Raw genomic sequence first — 17442 nt, forward strand, 5'->3', positions numbered from 1 at the left:
TTATGATAATTAATAAGTTAAGCCCTCTATGAGAAACCAGCTATACCAACTAAGTGAAACCGATATAGCATTTCCAAACCCCGAATATGCACTTACCTCCCCCGATGGACTGCTTGCCATAGGCGGCGATTTATCTGTAAAGCGCTTAAGTAATGCCTATAAAATGGGTATTTTCCCGTGGTTTAGCGAAGGTGAGCCGATTATGTGGTGGTCGCCAAGTGAACGCGGCATTGTAGAGCTAAATGACTTTCATATAAGTAAAAGCTTGCGTAAACATTTAAAAAAACACCCTGTTAAAGTAACTGTTAACAATGCATTTGCGGAGGTGATAGAAGCGTGCTGTGAGCAACGTATAGACACCGAAGGCACATGGATAACAAACGACATGTTAAGCGCTTATATTGCTGCACATGACGCTAATATTGCACATAGTGTTGAGGTATGGCAAAACGGCGAACTTGCAGGTGGGCTGTATGGCATTATGCAAAATGGCGTTTTTTGTGGCGAGTCGATGTTTCATCATCAAACTAATTGCTCAAAACTGGCCATGTGGGCGTTAGTTAATTGGTTAAAACGCCATAACGCACATTTTATTGACTGCCAACTAGAAAACCCATATTTAACCTCTTTAGGCGCAAAAGTGATCCCTCGCTCAGAATTTTTGACTAAACTTAAACGAGCAAATGCTTACACCCTCAACTCAACCATGTGGCAACCACAGGAGTTAACAGCAATTTATGAGTGAACACATTCCTGCACGCGTTGGCCTTAGCCAAGAGTTTGCTTGTAGCTATTTAACTGACAGGCAAGAGCAATTATTGGTAATACTTGACCCAACCTGTTACAGCACGCATAAATTTGAGATGCTTTTATCGCTCGGTTTTAGGCGCAGTGGTAACCAAATTTATCGACCGCACTGCCCTTCGTGTAGCGCCTGTAACTCGGTGCGCGTGTTAGCCCAAGAGTTTACCCCTTCAAAGTCACAAAAAAGAAAACTAAATAAAGTAAAAGCAAACTTTGAAGTTAAATACACACACGCTAAGCGCGAAGAATATTACCCACTTTATAGTAAATACATTTCAATGCGCCACAGCGATGGCACTATGTTTCCGCCTAATTTAGAACAGTTTCAAAGTTTTTTATTTTGTAGCTGGTTAGAAATAACGTTTATTGAGCTTTGGCACCAAGACACTTTAGTTGCAGTGGCCGTAACAGATTGCATGGATAACGCTGTCTCGGCTATTTATACGTTTTTCGATCCCGACTTTGAACACTACAGTTTAGGGACTGTGATGATTTTACAGCAGCTCGAATTTGCCAAACAGCAAAATAAAGAATTTGTGTATTTGGGCTACCAAATCGATGAATGCACCAAAATGAAATACAAAACTAAGTTTTTACCCGCGCAAAAACACGTTAATGACCAGTGGTTGGCTATTTAATTTGCAAAAATGCCTGCTGCGCCTTTACTTATTGGCGTATTTTGGGCAAAATCTGCAGCGTTTAACTATTAAAGAGGTGTTACGCTAAACATGGCGAAAGAAGACGTAATCGAAATGCAAGGGACAGTCCTTGATACTTTACCAAATACAATGTTCCGAGTTGAGCTAGAAAATGGTCACGTAGTTGTGGCTCATATTTCAGGTAAAATGCGCAAAAACTATATCCGTATTTTAACCGGCGATAAAGTAACGGTAGAAATGACTCCTTACGATTTATCGAAAGGACGTATCGTATTCCGTGCTCGCTAAGTGCGTAAACGAGATTTAGTTTTTGGCTAGTGAATAACTAGCTTAAAGCGTTTATTAAATGTAATTGATGGTACTGACTAGCAATTACATTTAATAAACAAAAAACCCAGCTTTTGCTGGGTTTTTTGTTGCCTATAAAAAAGCACAAAAAAGCCCACGCGTATCGCGCAGGCTAGTTTTTATACCCATTCGCATAATTTGCGCATTGGTATGATAAGTCAATACACTTATTTAAGCGGGTGTTAAATTACTTTCATAGTCAAAGTTAATTTTCTTATCTTTAACTGATACTTTAACAGTACCGCCATCAACCAGTTCACCAAAGAGTATTTCGTTAGCCAATGGCTTTTTAAGCTCATCTTGAATAACACGTGCCATTGGACGTGCACCCATTGCTTTATCGTAGCCTTTATCTGCTAACCACTCTCGGGCCTTAGAGGTCAGCTCAAGGTTAACTGACTTCTTATCTAACTGTGCTTGCAACTCAACTACAAATTTATCGACCACTTGCAAGATAACGTCTTTTTCAAGGTGGTTAAACCAAATAATATTATCTAAGCGGTTTCTAAATTCAGGTGAAAATACCTTGTTAATTTCACTCATTGCATCGTGCGTATGATCTTGCTCGGTAAAGCCAATCGATTTACGTGTGGTTTCTTGCACGCCGGCATTGGTTGTCATAACCACCACCACGTTTCTAAAGTCGGCTTTACGACCATTGTTATCGGTTAACGTACCGTGATCCATTACTTGCAGTAGTATGTTGTAAATATCTGGATGGGCTTTTTCAATTTCATCCAATAATACAACTGCATGCGGGTTTTTAATAACGGCTTCGGTAAGTAAACCACCTTGTTCAAAACCAACATACCCAGGAGGCGCACCAATTAAACGGCTTACTGCATGGCGCTCAACATACTCTGACATATCAAAGCGAATAAACTCAACACCCATACATTTAGCGAGCTGTTTTGTAACCTCGGTTTTACCTACACCCGTTGGCCCCGCAAATAAGAACGAGCCCACTGGCTTATCTTCGTTTGCAAGCCCAGAGCGAGATAAACGAATCGCAGATGTTAACGCATCGATAGACTGATCTTGCCCAAACACCAACATTTTAAGATTACGATCAAGATTTTTAAGCGTTTCTTTATCGGTCGATGACACGCTTTGAGCTGGAATACGCGCCATTTTAGCAATAATCGATTCAATATCTGATACACCAATGGTTTTTTTGCGTTTAGAGCTTGGCTGCAAACGTTGGTTGGCACCGGCTTCATCTATTACATCAATGGCTTTATCAGGTAAGTGACGCTCATTAATGTATTTAGCACTTAGTTCAGCAGCTGCTTTTAATGCTTTTTGCGTGTAACGAATACCATGGTGTTCTTCGTAACGCTCTTTTAAACCATTTAAAATTTTAGTGGTATCGGCCACGCTTGGTTCAAGTACATCAATTTTTTGGAAACGGCGTACTAACGCACGGTCTTTTTCAAAAATATTTTTGTATTCATTGTAAGTGGTTGAGCCCATACAACGTAACTGCCCGCTTGAAAGCAGCGGTTTAAGTAAGTTAGAGGCATCCATAACACCACCCGATGCAGCGCCTGCACCAATAATAGTGTGTATTTCATCAATAAATAAAATTGAGTTAGGTTTTGCTTGTAACTCTTTTAATAAGCTCTTAAAGCGTTTTTCAAAGTCGCCGCGGTACTTAGTACCGGCAAGCAATGCGCCCATATCAAGCGAGTAAACAACAGCATCGGCAATCACTTCAGGCACTTGTTCATTAACAATGCGGTACGCAAGACCCTCTGCAATGGCTGTTTTACCTACCCCTGCTTCACCAACAAGCAGTGGGTTATTCTTTTTACGGCGACATAAAACCTGCACGGTGCGCTCTACTTCGCTGTCGCGCCCTACTAATGGGTCAATGTTACCGTCTTTGGCTTGGGCATTTAAATTAGTGGTAAAGCTATCTAACTTACTTGCCTCTTCGTTTTGAACCTCTTGTACTTCTTCATGAATATCGTCAGTGTCATCTCCTAACTCATCATCCGTTTTAGAAATACCATGAGAAATAAAATTCACTATATCTAAGCGAGAAATATCGCTTTTCTTAAGTAAATAAACCGCTTGGCTTTCTTGTTCAGAAAAAATAGCAACGAGCACGTTAACGCCTGTAACTTCGTTTTTACCAGATGATTGAACATGAAAAACCGCACGTTGAAGCACGCGCTGAAAGCCCAGTGTTGGTTGGGTTTCGCGTTCTTCTTCTAAATCGGGAATAACCGGTGTGGTTTCGTCTATGAATTCTAATAGTTCGGTTTTTAAACCAGAAATATCAACACCGCAGGCGTTTAGCGCTTCGCCTGCTGAAGGGTTATCTAAAAGCGCAAGTAAAAGGTGTTCTACCGTCATAAACTCATGGCGGCGTGTACGCGCTTCACGAAACGCGGCATTTAACGTTAGTTCTAAGTCTTTGTTTAGCATTGGCAACCCCTTACTGAGATAATTATTTTATACCACAACAATGAGATGATTGATCACCTAATTGGTATTTATTCCTGCTCACAACTACAAAGCAGTGGATGCTCGTTATCCCGTGCATAACGGTTAACTTGTTCCGCTTTGGTATGGGCTACATCGGCGCTAAATACACCGCATATCCCTTTACCTTTTTCGTGAACTTGTAGCATCACATCAGTTGCTCTATCGCTATCCATATTGAAAAACGTCATTAGAACTTCTATAACAAAGTCCATTGGCGTGTAGTCGTCGTTATTTAAAACAACTTTGTATTTTCGCGGTGGCTGCAGCTTTTGCTTTTCACTATCGCGAACTGTGTCGATGACACCTGAATCTTTCATACCACTCATAATTAAATATAGTCTTGTCTTTAGAACTCAAGCAAACTTGAATAAAAAATAAATTAAATGTTAAAAAAATACCACAAAACACTTGACTGACTGGCCAAATAAACTACAGTCAGAAGTGGATTGATTAATCCTTAGTCAGTCTAGCAAATTATACGGTTTAGAATAACTAAATTAGTCAACTTATAGAAGGATGTAGAAGTATGGCTTGTGGTAAAGTCAAATGGTTCAACAACGCCAAAGGTTTTGGTTTCATCGTAGAAGACGGCTGCGAGAATGATATTTTCGCTCATTACTCAACGATTGTAATGGACGGTTATAAGACACTTAAAGCTGGTCAGGATGTAACATTCGAGCTAGAACAAGGCCCTAAGGGCTTACACGCTAAAAACATTGCGCCTAACGGCGACATTTTAGAGTGATCAAAAATTTGTTCGACTAAAGCGAGCGACCTAATTTAGATCCTCGCTTAATTCCCCACTTACCATTCAACTCTCTTCTTATTATTAAATTGCTCCTGTACATGCTAAATTCAACCCTTTTCCTTGATTTTATTTTATATACCCCAATGTTCTAACTGTTACCTGCTAATTAAGGCTGTTCAAAAGCGCAAGCGCTAGCCCTTTTTAAACAAGCTTGTTACACTCTTGTTGCTAAATTACGCGGTTACATTTTAGCTTATGCTTTTACGCGGCTAAAATACGTGTACTTTGCAACCTATAAAAATCAGTTAGTCAGGTGTGACTATTCTGCCTTATGGCATATTAAGAGTACCGACACCTAACAAACTGCTTGTTAACGCAACCATGCGCTAATGAGTTTCTTTGCATTGTTGAATACGGCCACTGCGGCCTACTATCTAGGAATGATGATGACATCAAAAATTATCTACACTAAAACGGACGAAGCTCCGGCGCTAGCAACCTACTCGTTGCTACCAATTATCCAAGCCTATACAAATGCGGCAGGTGTTGAAGTTGAAACTCGCGATATCTCATTAGCAGGTCGTGTAATTGCAAACTTCGCTGATTACCTTACTGAAGAGCAACGCATTGGCGATGCGCTTGCAGAACTTGGCGAACTTGCAAAAACACCAGAAGCAAACATCATCAAATTACCAAACATCAGTGCGTCTGTACCGCAATTACGCGCTGTCATTAAAGAGCTTCAAGAAAAAGGCTACGCACTACCAGAGTACCCGGCTGAGCCTAAAAATGATGAAGAAGCTAAAATTAAAGCAACTTACGACAAAATTAAAGGCAGTGCTGTAAACCCAGTATTGCGTGAAGGTAATTCAGATCGTCGTGCACCAGGTTCTGTTAAAGAATATGCACGCAATAACCCTCATTCTATGGGTGCGTGGAGCAAAGACTCACAATCATACGTTGCAAGCATGAGCGAAGGTGACTTCTTTGGGTCTGAGCAATCTGTAACTGTTGATGCAGCAACTGATGTACGTATTGAGCACGTAGCGACTAATGGCGATGTGACTGTACTTAAACAAAGCACGCCGCTAATTGCTGGCGAAGTAATTGATGCATCGCGCATTAGCGCAGCTAAACTGCAAGCGTTTTTAGCAGCAGAAATTGATGCAGCTAAAGAAAAAGGCGTATTATTTTCGCTTCACATGAAAGCGACAATGATGAAAGTATCTGACCCAATTATTTTTGGTCACGCGGTAAAAGTTTTCTACAAAGACGTATTTGCTAAACACGGCGAGCTTTTTGAAGAGCTAGGTGTTGATGTAAATAACGGTTTAGGCGACGTTTATTCTAAAATTCAAACATTAGATGATGCTAAGCGCGAAGAAATTGAAGCAGACATTCAAGCGGTTTACGCTGAGCGTCCTGCTATTGCAATGGTTGATTCTGACCGTGGCATTACTAACTTACACGTTCCAAGCGATGTGATCATTGATGCGTCTATGCCTGCTGCTATTCGTTCAAGCGGTCAAATGTGGAACAACGACGGTAAACTACAAGACACTAGCTTTGTGATCCCAGATCGTAGCTACTCAAGCGTTTACCAAGCTACAATTGATTTTTGTAAAGAAAACGGCGCGTTCGATCCTACCACTATGGGTAGCGTACCAAACGTAGGCCTAATGGCTCAAAAAGCAGAAGAATACGGTTCTCACGATAAAACGTTTGAAGCAAAAGCGGATGGTTCTATTCGTGTTGTTGATGCAAATGGCACAACATTACTTGAGCACACTGTTGAGCAAGGCGATATTTGGAGAATGTGTCAGGTTAAAGACGCACCAATCCAAGATTGGGTTAAGCTTGCTGTAAACCGTGCACGTGCTACGGGCGTACCTGCTATTTTCTGGTTAGATGAAAATCGTGCTCACGATGCAGAGCTAATTAAAAAGGTAAACAAATACTTACCAGATCACGATACTGATGGCCTAGACATTCAAATTTTAGCACCGCTTGAAGCAACTTTGTTCTCATTAGCGCGTATTAAAGAAGGTAAAGACACTATCTCTGTAACGGGTAACGTATTACGTGACTACCTAACAGATTTATTCCCTATTTTAGAGCTGGGTACCAGTGCTAAAATGCTTTCTATTGTGCCACTAATGAACGGTGGTGGCTTATTTGAAACTGGCGCAGGTGGTTCAGCACCTAAGCATGTTCAACAGTTCGAAAAAGAAAACCACTTACGTTGGGATTCGTTAGGCGAGTTTTTAGCACTAGCGGCTTCGCTTGAGCACCTAAGCGTGAATACAGGCAACAAAAAAGCACAAGTACTTGCTGACACACTAGATAAAGCAACAGGTACGTTCTTAGCTGAAAACAAGTCGCCTTCACGTAAAGTAAAAGAAATTGATAACCGTGGTTCTCACTTCTTCTTATCTTTATTCTGGGCACAAGAGCTGGCTAAGCAAGACGAAGACAGCGAGCTTAAAGCGCAATTTACACAAATTGCGAGCGATTTAGAAACGCAAAAAGAGCAAATCGTAAGCGAGCTTAACGATGCACAAGGTCCTTCAATGGATATTGGTGGTTACTTCCAACCAAATGATGATGCAGCGTTTAAAGCAATGCGCCCAAGTGCAACGTTTAACGAAATTTTATCTAAATTAGTATAATTTTAGATTAAATAAAAAAACCGCTTACGTTTAAAGTAAGCGGTTTTTTTGTGTCTTTATTTTATATAAAAAGGCCGCTACTTTAACTTTAAAGTAGCGGCCTTTAATAATTAACCTGAATTTTGGATAATTAAAGCTATATTAATTATTTTGTATATGCTCGCGGCATAGATGACTCAGTGGTATAGCGCTCACGCAGTTTATCTTGGCGCGACTGCGTAGATACTTCTTCACCGTTAATAATCATTTTACTTACATGGCTACTTAGCTCAAATGGATCGTTACTCCATACAACCACATCGGCAGCTTTACCTACTTCAAGGCTACCTGCATTTATGCCAAATACGTCGGCTACATTGGATGTAACAGCATTAAGTGCACCTTGCTGGCTCATGCCGTACGAAACTGCATTACCGGCATCAAAACGAAGCTGGTAAATATTATGGCTGGCATCGCCGCCCACAGTTAAAATAACTTTTACTCCAGCTTTTTCAAGCGCGGCTGCGTTATCTAAACTGGCATGTAAAGAGTCAAAGCTTGAAGGTAAGCTATCCATAGCACTCATAATTACTGGTACTTGCGCTTTAGCAATCTGCTCTTTAACAACAACAGCATCTTGTGCACCATTGAGCACTAAATTAATACCAAATTGCTCTTTAACTTTAAGTAGCTCAATAATATCAGCCGCACGAGATACACCCACTACAAGTGGCATATCGCCGCTAAGTACTTTAACCATTACTTTATCTTCAGTACTTGGGGTGCTGTCGTCGTCTTTTTTAGGCTTTTTAGCTGCTTTTGTTTGGTGCTCTTCAAGCTTATTAATTAGCGTTTGCAATGTAAATGCGCGCGAGCCCTTACTGCGCTCACCTAAATAAACCACTAATGCAGCTTGTTTTTGTATGTCGCCTTGTAAATCACCGCTTAAATCAACCACACTTGCTAAGCCCGAAAAAATACTATCGCCACCGTGCGGGGTAATTACATCGCGGGTTACACCGCCTTTACGTGCATACGGGATAAGGCTTGAGTGAGCGTTATAAGCAAGGCTTACATCAAAATCAATGCCTGCTTTTTCTTCGCCTGCATCGCGTGAGCCTGCAACTGCACTTACTTCCACTAAGCCAAGTTGATTAATGCTAGCAATAAAACCTGGGGTTACAATTTGCCCATTTGCATCAATAACTTTATCTGCTTGTACTTGCTGTGGATTAATAGCGGTAATTTTACCGTTATCCATAACAATGCTGGCGTTTTCTAAAACACCTTGCTCGGTTGCCGTATGCAGCGTGGCATTAATAATAGCAAGCGATTGTGCATTGGCTGCACCTGAGGCTAATAGTCCGGCAGCAACCAGAGATAGCGAAAACGAACGTGATAAATTTTTCATTCTGGGCTCCTTATTGTTGGCCTAACATAAAATCACTTTGTGCGTGAAATGCGCTATCGTTTCTATCGTAAACTTTTGCGCCATCAATAAATACTTGTTCAGCTTTTGCGTAAACGCTAAATGGGTTTTGGTTCCAAATAACCACATCGCCTTGCTTACCTGCTTCAAGCGAACCAGTTTTATCTTCAATACCTAATGATTTAGCCGCGTTTGAGGTGATCCACTTAATCGCGTGCTGCTCCGAAATATCAAAGCCATTTTCGTTTGCACGGTACATTACTTTACCCGCTTCTTGGTTTAAGCGCTGAATAGTGGTGTCTGAGTCAGAATGCACAATGGCGCACGAATTTTTTACCGCATCAACAATAGCTACGTTTTCTTGAACCATATCGTAGGCTTCCATTTTAAAGCCCCACCAATCTGGCCAAAGTGCAGCACACGAACCATTTTCAGCTAATAAATCTGCAATTTTATAAGCTTCTACACCGTGATGGAACGTACCTGCGTGATAGCCAAATTCTTTTGAAAGGTCGATCATCATCGCCATTTCTTCAGCTTTATAACAGTGGTTATGAATTAACACTTCACCTTCAATGACCGCGCGAAGAGTATCGTGCTTAATATCGCGAACTGGTGCTTCTGGGTTTAAACCTGCTTCATAATCGGCGTCGTATTTATCCCATGCACGTTTGTACTCTTGGGCTTCTGCCCATGCCATACGGTAACCGGCCATGTTACCCATACGGGTTGAAGGCAAAGTACCTTGGCGACCATATACGCGTTTTGGGTTTTCACCACAGGCCATTTTTAAACCATTAGGCGCATCAGGGAATTTCATTGCTTGCATGGTATGCGCAGGAATGTTTTTAAGTGTTACGCCACGGCCACCAAATAAGTTAGCTGAGCCTGGTAAAATTTGTAGTGAAGTAATACCGCCTTCGCGCGCGCGGTTAAAGCCAGGATCTTGAGGCCATACAGAATGCTCTACCCACACCTCAGCAGTATTTGGGCTGGTCATTTCGTTTCCGTCTTGATGAGACTCAACCGATGGGCTTGGGTAAGCACCTAAGTGAGAGTGTACGTCAATAATACCTGGGGTAACCCATTTGCCCTGTGCATCAATGGTTGCATCTGCATTGGCCGATAAGTCTTTACCTACTTGTTGTACTTTACCATCAACAAGTAACACATCGGCGTCATCTAAGCGCTCGCCAGTGCCAGTAAGTACTGTCGCATTGGTAATTAATGTGCTTTTACTTGCAAGCGGTGTGTAGGTGCTTGGGTAAGGGTTTTTATTAATGGTGATTTTTGCATCTTGTGGGCCGTTTTCTTGGCAGCCAACAAGGGCAGCAGCTAAACCAACTGCTAACAATGAGGGAGCAAATTTTTGCATGTTGTTAGGTTCTCCTGTTTTTTTGCTACTTTAGCTAAAGCGGCGTAATAAAGCTAAAAAAACAGGTAAAAAAGCGATTAAATGAGTTAAACGGCTGTAATTATTTTTTTATATAATTGTTATACAGCTTTTCAAGTGCGCCTTCGGTTGTAAGCGATGGGTCTTTGTTTATAAAGTGTTTTACGGTGCGAGTTACAAAGTCTGAGTTTTGCTTATGCTGCTTAGCAAAATCCTTAATTAATGTATTGCCATCGCTTGCTGCTGTTACTTTATCATGGCGATGACGATACTGGCTAAGTGCTCTATTAAAGTCGCCGTTATAATCCTCTACCAATATTTTATAAAAGTCACTTTTTTGAACTTTAAGTACGTTAATACAGTAATTTAATGCCTCTTTAAAGTCGGTAAAAACGGTGCCTTCTACATCAAACTCTTTGGTTTTTTCGCGTACGGTCACGCGGGCTTCTTCGGTGGCATATGTAAAGCCTGTAAACGCTAAACGCTCAGATGCCTCTTTACCTAATTTCATACCCGCTTGAATGCTGTGCGCAAATTCGTCACTCATTTCGCTTAATTCGTTTTCTTCCCACATGTTATAAACACGCAGCGCCTTAGCGTACTTATTAGAGAGCTTTTTTTTAAGTTTTGTAAAACGCTCATCTATCGTCATTAGCCTTTCATTATGTAATAAGGCATGGCACTCATAACACGCGGCAATAGAGACAAAGTCGGCCTCTTCGCCTAAATCAATAATGCTCTGTAGCATATGTAACGGCGGGCAATGATCGCGCTCTGTGGCTTCGCATCCACAATAAAAACATTGGTTAAAATGCTTGTGTTCGCAGGCATACGCTTGCTGGTAATAGCTGGCTAACGTTTTGCTCACTGGTTCTCCTAAAAATTAAGCGCGTAAATAATGGGGGCGATAATAGCAGGCTGAGAAAATATGTCAGTAGCTATAAAATAATTTTGCCTAAGTGTGTCAAAAAACACATTTATTAGGGCTTAAATTCAGTCACCTAGCTTAAGTGTGTATTTTTAAACATACCTGCTTACACCTTGTTGCGTTTGGTTAACAGCTTTTTAGTTTGAATCGCTCAATAATAAAGCTGAACCACAAACAATGAGGACTAATTATGAACACGTTAAAAGCTACTTTATGCACAACTATGGTACTAGGCGCTACTTTACTAATTGCAAAACCAGCATTAGCCACCCAATTTGTCGCGGCCGATTCATCGCCAGGTACACAGGCTTGTATGGCTGTTGCAGCTAATAAATCGTACGTAGTACGTAAAGCGTCACGCGATTTAAATATAAGCAAAGCGGTAATGAGCAAAAAGCTGCACTGTAATAACTTATCAATGGGCGACTTTGTTACTTTGTATAACCTTGATAAAAGCGCAAATTATTTGAATATTGATACCAGTACTAGCACTTCAATTAAAGATTTAGCTAAATCGTACAACCCAGAAAAAGTAATCATCACAGGGCCAAAATAGTATGGCGTTAACACAAAATTAAGCCTGCTTTGTAAGCAGGCTTAGTTTATTAAATAATGGCCGCAATTAAGCCAAATAAACCGCCAAACACACCGCCCCATACTACTAGCCAACCTAAATGCTCACGTATCATAGTTTGAATAATGTCTTTAACCATTTTTGGGGTGAGTTCATTTAAGCGCTCATCAACTAATTTAAGTACCGTAGCATGTAAGCTTTGTGCGCTATTCCCTTGCGATAACGTATCGTTTACTAGCACTTTAAAATCGTCTGTTTGGCTAATTTGCGCAAGTGATAGCTGCATTTTTTCAATAAACTTTTCTCGCATTGGCTCTATAGCCGCTGTGCCACCAAACATACCTAACATACTGCCAAACTGTGATTGCTCTATTACTTGAAGTAGGTTGTCGAATGCAGGGTTTAAATCAACTTTAGTAATAATGCCCTCAAAATCGATATTAGGTTGCGCTTTGCTAAGTAGGTTATTAATTTTTTGCTCAGAGAAAAACTCAGTCAAAATTAAATTACGAATAGCCACTTTAAAACTTTCAAATTTTAGAGCAATAACACCCGAGCCATATAACAAAGGTACTTTTTCAAATAACATATGAACAGCCAATAAGTTTGTGACAGCACCAGATAGCGCAAATAACCCCACCGATAACACAATAGCGTGGTTAAAAAAGTAGCCTATAACTACACACAAGACAGCAAGCAAATTGGTGATAAAACTTTTGTTCATTGTTACTCCATTAGCATTTTTTATATCGTTAATTTTACAACGATTAGTTTGTTAAATTAATACTTTTTTGCCATAGTTTAAGTATCTGTTTAAAAGGCGAGCAATTGATATGTGGAAAACAGTAAACGAGCACATTAGCCAAGCCATTCATTATGACTTTAAACATACTTACAAACGTCAGCTGCAAAGTACAAATACCGATAAACTCTATCAACTAACCGATGGAAAACACAATTACCTGGTTAAAATTGCCCTTAAAAGCGAACTAGATCGTCTAGAAAGCGAAGCAATAGGACTTAAGCAGCTCACCCAAAATAGTGTTTTTATGGTGCCCGACTGCATTGTAACAGGTGCTAATATTGAATTTTCGTTTATTGTACTCGAGTGGTTAGTACTTGATAAACAGCCCCACACACATTGGCACGATATGGGTAAACAACTGGCTATGCTGCACCAAAAGCACGACCAAGCAATGTTTGGCTTTGATGTAGATAATTACCTAGCCACCACCGTGCAACCAAACCAGTGGCATAAAAAATGGGACTTATTTTACGCAGAAGAGCGCATAGGCTGGCAACTGCAACTAATAGCCGAAAAAGGAATTCAGCTTGTAGAGCCTGAGCTATTAATTAATTTGGTAAAAGAGCAATTGCACAGCCATATTGTGGAGCCCTCTTTAGTACATGGCGACTTTTGGCGAGGAAATATGGGCTTTATTAAAAATGTACCGACCTTATTTAATCCCGCATGTTATTACGGAGACCGCGAGGTAGATATTGCAATGAGTGAGCTATTTGCCCCCTTACCTGATGATTTTTATAACGCCTATAACGCGCAATATCCATTAAGCGAAAACTATAAAAAGCGCAAAGCAATATACCAACTTTACCCTATTTTAAATCACGCAAATATATTTGCAGGGCACTACCTTACTCAGGCTAAGCAGCATATTGATGAGCTGCTATCGCTTTAAATAATAACGCCTCATAAGGCGTAAAATAACTGTCATAATCGTTGCTTCAGCACTATATTTAAAAAGGATGTTATTTAGGCTCAATACCTTGTTGTTTAGTTCAGTTTTGAGCCATCAAGTTGTTGCTAGTATAACTGCACAACTTAATTAATGTGTATCAATAAGTTAATTCTTACCTTGGTACTATTGGAGTGATTATGAAAGATTTTTTATCACAACGTATCACGTGCCCACACTGTGGCAACCACATACACCTAGACATTGACGCAAGTATGGGGGATCAAGACTACGTAGAAGAATGCAGTGCCTGCTGTAACCCTATTCATTTAAACATGCACATAGACCATGCTCATAAAAAATTAGAGTTACACATAGACAGCGACGATGAACAAATTTTTTAGCCTTGGTGGCGTAAGTAATTTTCTACCGTGTTAATAATGGTATAAGTTTGCTGATCAACTTCTATATTTAGTTCATCACCTACTTGAGCGTTACCTAAATTTGTAATGGCCAGCGTTTCGGGGATCAGGTGTAACCAAAACCCCTGCTCGTCAATTTCGCCCACGGTTAAACTTGCGCCATTTATTGCTACAAAGCCTTTATACAGAACATACTTTTGCCATTTAGTAGGTAAGCTTAACTGAATTTTACAGTTATTTTGTTGCTTAACTATTTGCCCGATTTGGGCAGTGCAGTGAATATGCCCCGATACAATATGCCCACCTAATTCAGTACCAAAGGTTACTGAGCGCTCATAATTAACTAAACTACCTAGTGCAAGCTTGCCTAAATTAGTTAGTAATAGTGTTTCATCAATTACATCAAAATGTACTTGCGCCACTACATCGTGGTTACTTAATTCAACTTTAACCACCGTTAAACAACAGCCATTAATTGCAATGCTCGCACCTAAATCTAAATGTTTAACGTATTCATCACCTACCGATACAACCAAACGTAAAACCCCTTCGGTATGCGTGGTAGATACAACAGTAGCTTGAGTTTGAACGATTCCTGTAAACATAAAATCACTTAAAATTATTACAAAGTGCTAGTTTAACGTATCAACTCGTAAAATCATTCACTACAGTGATTTTTATTTGAAACACAATCGATTACAATTGCGCCCTGTTTTATCAAATAGCTGTTTTTATGACCTTTAGTAGCTGGGAAGCCAAACGTTTAATCACCCTTGCCGTACCTGTATTTTTAGCACAAGTAACACTCGTTTTAATGTCGGTGGTCGACACCATTATGGCAGGCCAAGTAAGCCCAACAGATTTGGCTGCGCTATCGATTGCAACCGGTATATGGAACCCGTTATTACTGGCGCTGCAAGGTATTTTGCTCGCGTTAACTGGTATTATTGCCCAATTTGCGGGCGCTAATGATAAAAAAGGCATTAGCCATTATTTTCAGCAAGCTCTGTATTTAACCGCTATTTTAAGCGCAATTGGTTTTGGTATAGCCAACATAGCCGATATAGTGATTTTAAAACTCGATACAACCCCCGCTATCGCAAGCCTTGCTTATGACTATATCCATTTTGTGAAATGGGGAGCCTTTGGATTTTTAATTTTTACCGTTTATCGAAATATGACCGAAGGCATGGGGATGACAAAACCCGCTTTTTATATCAGCTTACTGGGCCTTGGCGTTAATATTCCGGCTAACTATATTTTTATAAATGGTTTATTTGGCTTACCAGCCTACGGCGGCGCTGGTTGTGGCATTGCTACGGCATTGGTACTAACTGTAATGGCTGTTGCACAAGTAACGTATTGCCAGTTTAGTAAAAAAATCGATGCAAAAGCCCTGCTGGCAAATTTTGAAAAGCCCAATATTAAAACCATTGGGGTTATTACAAAATTAGGTATACCTATTTCGTTGGCCACCTTTTTTGAAATTACGCTATTTGCGTGTATACCATTATTTATTGCACACTTAGGTGCTGTTGCTGTGTCGGGTCATCAAATTGCGGGAAGCGTGACCGCGTTATTATTTATGATGCCACTGAGCTTATCTATCGCCATTAGTATTCGTATTGGTAATTTATTTGGTCAAAACCATTTAAGCCAATTAAAAACTGCTATATCAACCAGCTACATATTAGCCATTGCTATTGCCTTATTTTTAGCTTTTATAACCTTTATTGGCCGCGATTTAATAAGCCAACTTTACACCGACAGCCCAGCCGTTATTGCATTAGCGACCTCAATTATGATTTTGGCATGTATTTATCAAATTCCTGATGCACTTCAAGTCGCTGCGAACGGCATTTTAAGAGGTTTAAAACATACGCAGCCTATATCGTATATAACGTTTATATCTTACTGGTTAATCGGTTTTGCTTTAGGCTACGTATTGGGAAGAACAGATTTAATTGTGCCCGCCATGGGGCCGCACGGTTTTTGGATAGGTATTATTTTTGGTTTAACCGTTGCTGCTGTATGGCTTATGTTCACCGTTAATAAGCGATTAAAGCAGGCGCCATTTGTATAAAAAAGCACGAACATTAATACCAAGCAAAACATGGTTAAGTTGTTTATTAGCTGTGTGTTGCGCCGTGCTTGCAGGGTGTTCAAAAGCGCCCAGCAACACTTATCACACATACATAGCACGCTTAAGTAATCCCCTTGAAACCCAAGCCCCCGGTTTAAGTAAACCTGAAGCAATTAGCCCGCTTTTACCCCCTAAAACGCTTTTAAACTCCGCCACCATTAGCTTGATTGAACTTGCAAGCTTAAGTCATTGTAAGCTCAGCTTACTTATTAGTGAGCACAACAATCAGCTTGGTAAAACGGCCGGACATGCCGGTGTTTTAAAGTATCAAATAGAGTTTGTGCAAAATGCACAGCAGTGCTTAAGCACGCTTGAGCCTGACTCAGCAGTTTATAAAACCCTGTTAAAAGCAAAAACACATAAAGAGCAAACACTAAACCACTACTTTAATTTAATGTTGTATAACGAATTTGAGCTAAAAAACACGTGGCAAGCTAGCAGCGCAGAGCTTTCTGCTTCCCCTGCAGGGTTTAGCGACACGGTAGCAGCCATGCAGCAGCTTGCACTCATAAAACAACACATACTCAATAAACATTACTTAAAAATTAACTCCGCAGACATTTTTAACGCGTTAGAACAGCTTAATAAGTACCGTTTTAACCAATTACTCATTTATTCTACACGGCTGCAAATAGCGTTTAATAATTCAGCCACGCAATTTATTGAATCGCTCTCCATTGATGAAATATGCCCAGCAGGAAAAAATAAAAAAATAGCCACTATCGTCAGTAACGTGTTTCAAAAGTATTTCCTTAAAGAAATACAGCCTTATCAGGCTAATTTAGCAGGCTACCTTGAAACACTTTTACCTTTGTATAACCAACTGTGGTTTGACCAAGCCATAACAAATAAGCAAATAAATACTTTAATAGCGCTTGATTCACAAAACAATCTACTAAACCAGCTTAAAGGCTCAGCCAAAAAACACGTTACCTGGTGGCAAAACTTTTATAAAACGTGTGAAATCAGCCCAATATGAATAAAAAAACGGCAAATAAACGTAAAAGCAACAAACTTGCTTGATTCACCACTCACCACGCTATATATTAGCGGCCGCTGATAATTAAATTTATCGCATCTTAATTAGGTAATACGACCGTAGCTCAGTTGGTTAGAGCGCTACCTTGACATGGTAGAGGTCGGTGGTTCGAATCCACTC

At 40.2% G+C, this 17442-nt stretch carries 17 protein-coding genes and 1 tRNA gene; 11 read left to right on the top strand and 7 right to left on the bottom strand.

Annotation, left to right across the window (positions count from 1 at the left end):
* The first annotated feature begins 28 nt into the window (after positions 1-28).
* The 3 genes from aat (at position 29) to infA (ending at position 1751) form a co-directional block, all read left to right on the top strand.
* On the top strand, positions 29-745 hold the full coding sequence (aat, locus tag CWB60_RS04370) for a leucyl/phenylalanyl-tRNA--protein transferase (RefSeq protein ID WP_138579863.1): 717 nt from the start codon (positions 29-31) through the stop codon (positions 743-745).
* Positions 738-1442, top strand: coding sequence for an arginyltransferase (locus tag CWB60_RS04375; RefSeq protein ID WP_138579862.1), 705 nt, complete (start codon positions 738-740; stop codon positions 1440-1442). Before aat ends, CWB60_RS04375 begins: the two co-directional genes overlap by 8 nt.
* Before the next feature lie 90 nt (positions 1443-1532).
* Positions 1533-1751 (top strand): translation initiation factor IF-1, encoded by a 219-nt coding sequence (gene infA / locus CWB60_RS04380; RefSeq protein ID WP_002962494.1) that lies wholly within the window; start codon positions 1533-1535, stop codon positions 1749-1751.
* Positions 1752-1982: 231 nt separating this feature from the next.
* Here infA and clpA read toward each other — a convergent pair whose 3' ends face one another.
* Positions 1983-4244: an ATP-dependent Clp protease ATP-binding subunit ClpA gene (gene clpA, locus CWB60_RS04385; protein ID WP_004586753.1), complete on the bottom strand. Its 2262-nt coding sequence runs from the start codon at positions 4242-4244 to the stop codon at positions 1983-1985.
* A 68-nt stretch (positions 4245-4312) separates the two neighbouring features.
* Positions 4313-4621, bottom strand: a complete 309-nt coding sequence (clpS, locus tag CWB60_RS04390) for an ATP-dependent Clp protease adapter ClpS (protein ID WP_004586754.1) — start codon at positions 4619-4621, stop codon at positions 4313-4315.
* A gap of 209 nt (positions 4622-4830) precedes the next feature.
* On the opposite strand from clpS, the gene cspD reads away from it, so the two are divergent.
* Together cspD and CWB60_RS04400 are read left to right on the top strand one after the other, a co-directional pair.
* Entirely contained in the window at positions 4831-5049 is a 219-nt protein-coding gene (cspD, locus tag CWB60_RS04395; RefSeq protein WP_004586755.1) for a cold shock domain-containing protein CspD, read from the top strand.
* Between the two features lie 449 nt (positions 5050-5498).
* On the top strand, positions 5499-7721 hold the full coding sequence (locus tag CWB60_RS04400) for an NADP-dependent isocitrate dehydrogenase (RefSeq protein WP_055253781.1): 2223 nt from the start codon (positions 5499-5501) through the stop codon (positions 7719-7721).
* A gap of 145 nt (positions 7722-7866) precedes the next feature.
* Here CWB60_RS04400 and CWB60_RS04405 read toward each other — a convergent pair whose 3' ends face one another.
* The 3 genes from CWB60_RS04405 to CWB60_RS04415 all read right to left on the bottom strand — a co-directional run bounded on the left by CWB60_RS04405 (position 7867) and on the right by CWB60_RS04415 (position 11390).
* Complete coding sequence (locus CWB60_RS04405) at positions 7867-9111, bottom strand: amidohydrolase family protein (RefSeq protein ID WP_024033483.1); 1245 nt, start codon at positions 9109-9111, stop codon at positions 7867-7869.
* A gap of 10 nt (positions 9112-9121) precedes the next feature.
* A complete protein-coding gene (locus tag CWB60_RS04410) occupies positions 9122-10504 on the bottom strand; it encodes an amidohydrolase (RefSeq protein ID WP_138579861.1) in 1383 nt (460 codons plus the stop codon).
* Positions 10505-10604: 100 nt separating this feature from the next.
* Positions 10605-11390 carry a hypothetical protein gene (locus tag CWB60_RS04415; RefSeq protein ID WP_055253785.1) on the bottom strand — a complete coding sequence of 262 codons (786 nt, stop codon included), beginning with the start codon at positions 11388-11390 and terminating at the stop codon, positions 10605-10607.
* Between the two features lie 250 nt (positions 11391-11640).
* On the opposite strand from CWB60_RS04415, the gene CWB60_RS04420 reads away from it, so the two are divergent.
* Positions 11641-12006, top strand: coding sequence for a DUF3718 domain-containing protein (locus CWB60_RS04420; protein ID WP_138579860.1), 366 nt, complete (start codon positions 11641-11643; stop codon positions 12004-12006).
* Positions 12007-12055: 49 nt separating this feature from the next.
* Here the strand turns inward: CWB60_RS04420 and CWB60_RS04425 are convergent, their stop codons facing one another.
* Positions 12056-12748 carry a hypothetical protein gene (locus CWB60_RS04425; protein WP_029772433.1) on the bottom strand — a complete coding sequence of 231 codons (693 nt, stop codon included), beginning with the start codon at positions 12746-12748 and terminating at the stop codon, positions 12056-12058.
* Between the two features lie 109 nt (positions 12749-12857).
* Between CWB60_RS04425 and CWB60_RS04430 the strand changes: the two genes are divergently transcribed.
* The gene (locus CWB60_RS04430; RefSeq protein WP_138579859.1) at positions 12858-13721 is read left to right on the top strand and encodes a fructosamine kinase family protein; all 864 of its coding nucleotides are present in this window, start codon (positions 12858-12860) and stop codon (positions 13719-13721) included.
* A gap of 197 nt (positions 13722-13918) precedes the next feature.
* A complete protein-coding gene (locus CWB60_RS04435; protein ID WP_004586763.1) occupies positions 13919-14122 on the top strand; it encodes a CPXCG motif-containing cysteine-rich protein in 204 nt (67 codons plus the stop codon).
* On the opposite strand, the gene CWB60_RS04440 is transcribed toward CWB60_RS04435, so the two are convergent.
* Positions 14119-14745 carry a riboflavin synthase gene (locus CWB60_RS04440; protein WP_024033478.1) on the bottom strand — a complete coding sequence of 209 codons (627 nt, stop codon included), beginning with the start codon at positions 14743-14745 and terminating at the stop codon, positions 14119-14121. The genes CWB60_RS04435 and CWB60_RS04440 overlap by 4 nt on opposite strands.
* Positions 14746-14873: 128 nt before the next feature.
* Here CWB60_RS04440 and CWB60_RS04445 point away from each other — a divergent pair, with 128 nt between their 5' ends.
* From CWB60_RS04445 to CWB60_RS04455, 3 genes are all read left to right on the top strand, one after another.
* Positions 14874-16223: an MATE family efflux transporter gene (locus CWB60_RS04445; protein WP_138579858.1), complete on the top strand. Its 1350-nt coding sequence runs from the start codon at positions 14874-14876 to the stop codon at positions 16221-16223.
* Entirely contained in the window at positions 16216-17262 is a 1047-nt protein-coding gene (locus CWB60_RS04450; protein ID WP_138579857.1) for a DUF3080 family protein, read from the top strand. Before CWB60_RS04445 ends, CWB60_RS04450 begins: the two co-directional genes overlap by 8 nt.
* Before the next feature lie 121 nt (positions 17263-17383).
* A tRNA-Val gene (locus CWB60_RS04455) sits at positions 17384-17442 on the top strand.

The sequence above is a fragment of the Pseudoalteromonas sp. S327 genome (assembly GCF_005886415.1).
GTDB classification, from domain to species: Bacteria; Pseudomonadota; Gammaproteobacteria; order Enterobacterales; family Alteromonadaceae; genus Pseudoalteromonas; species Pseudoalteromonas atlantica.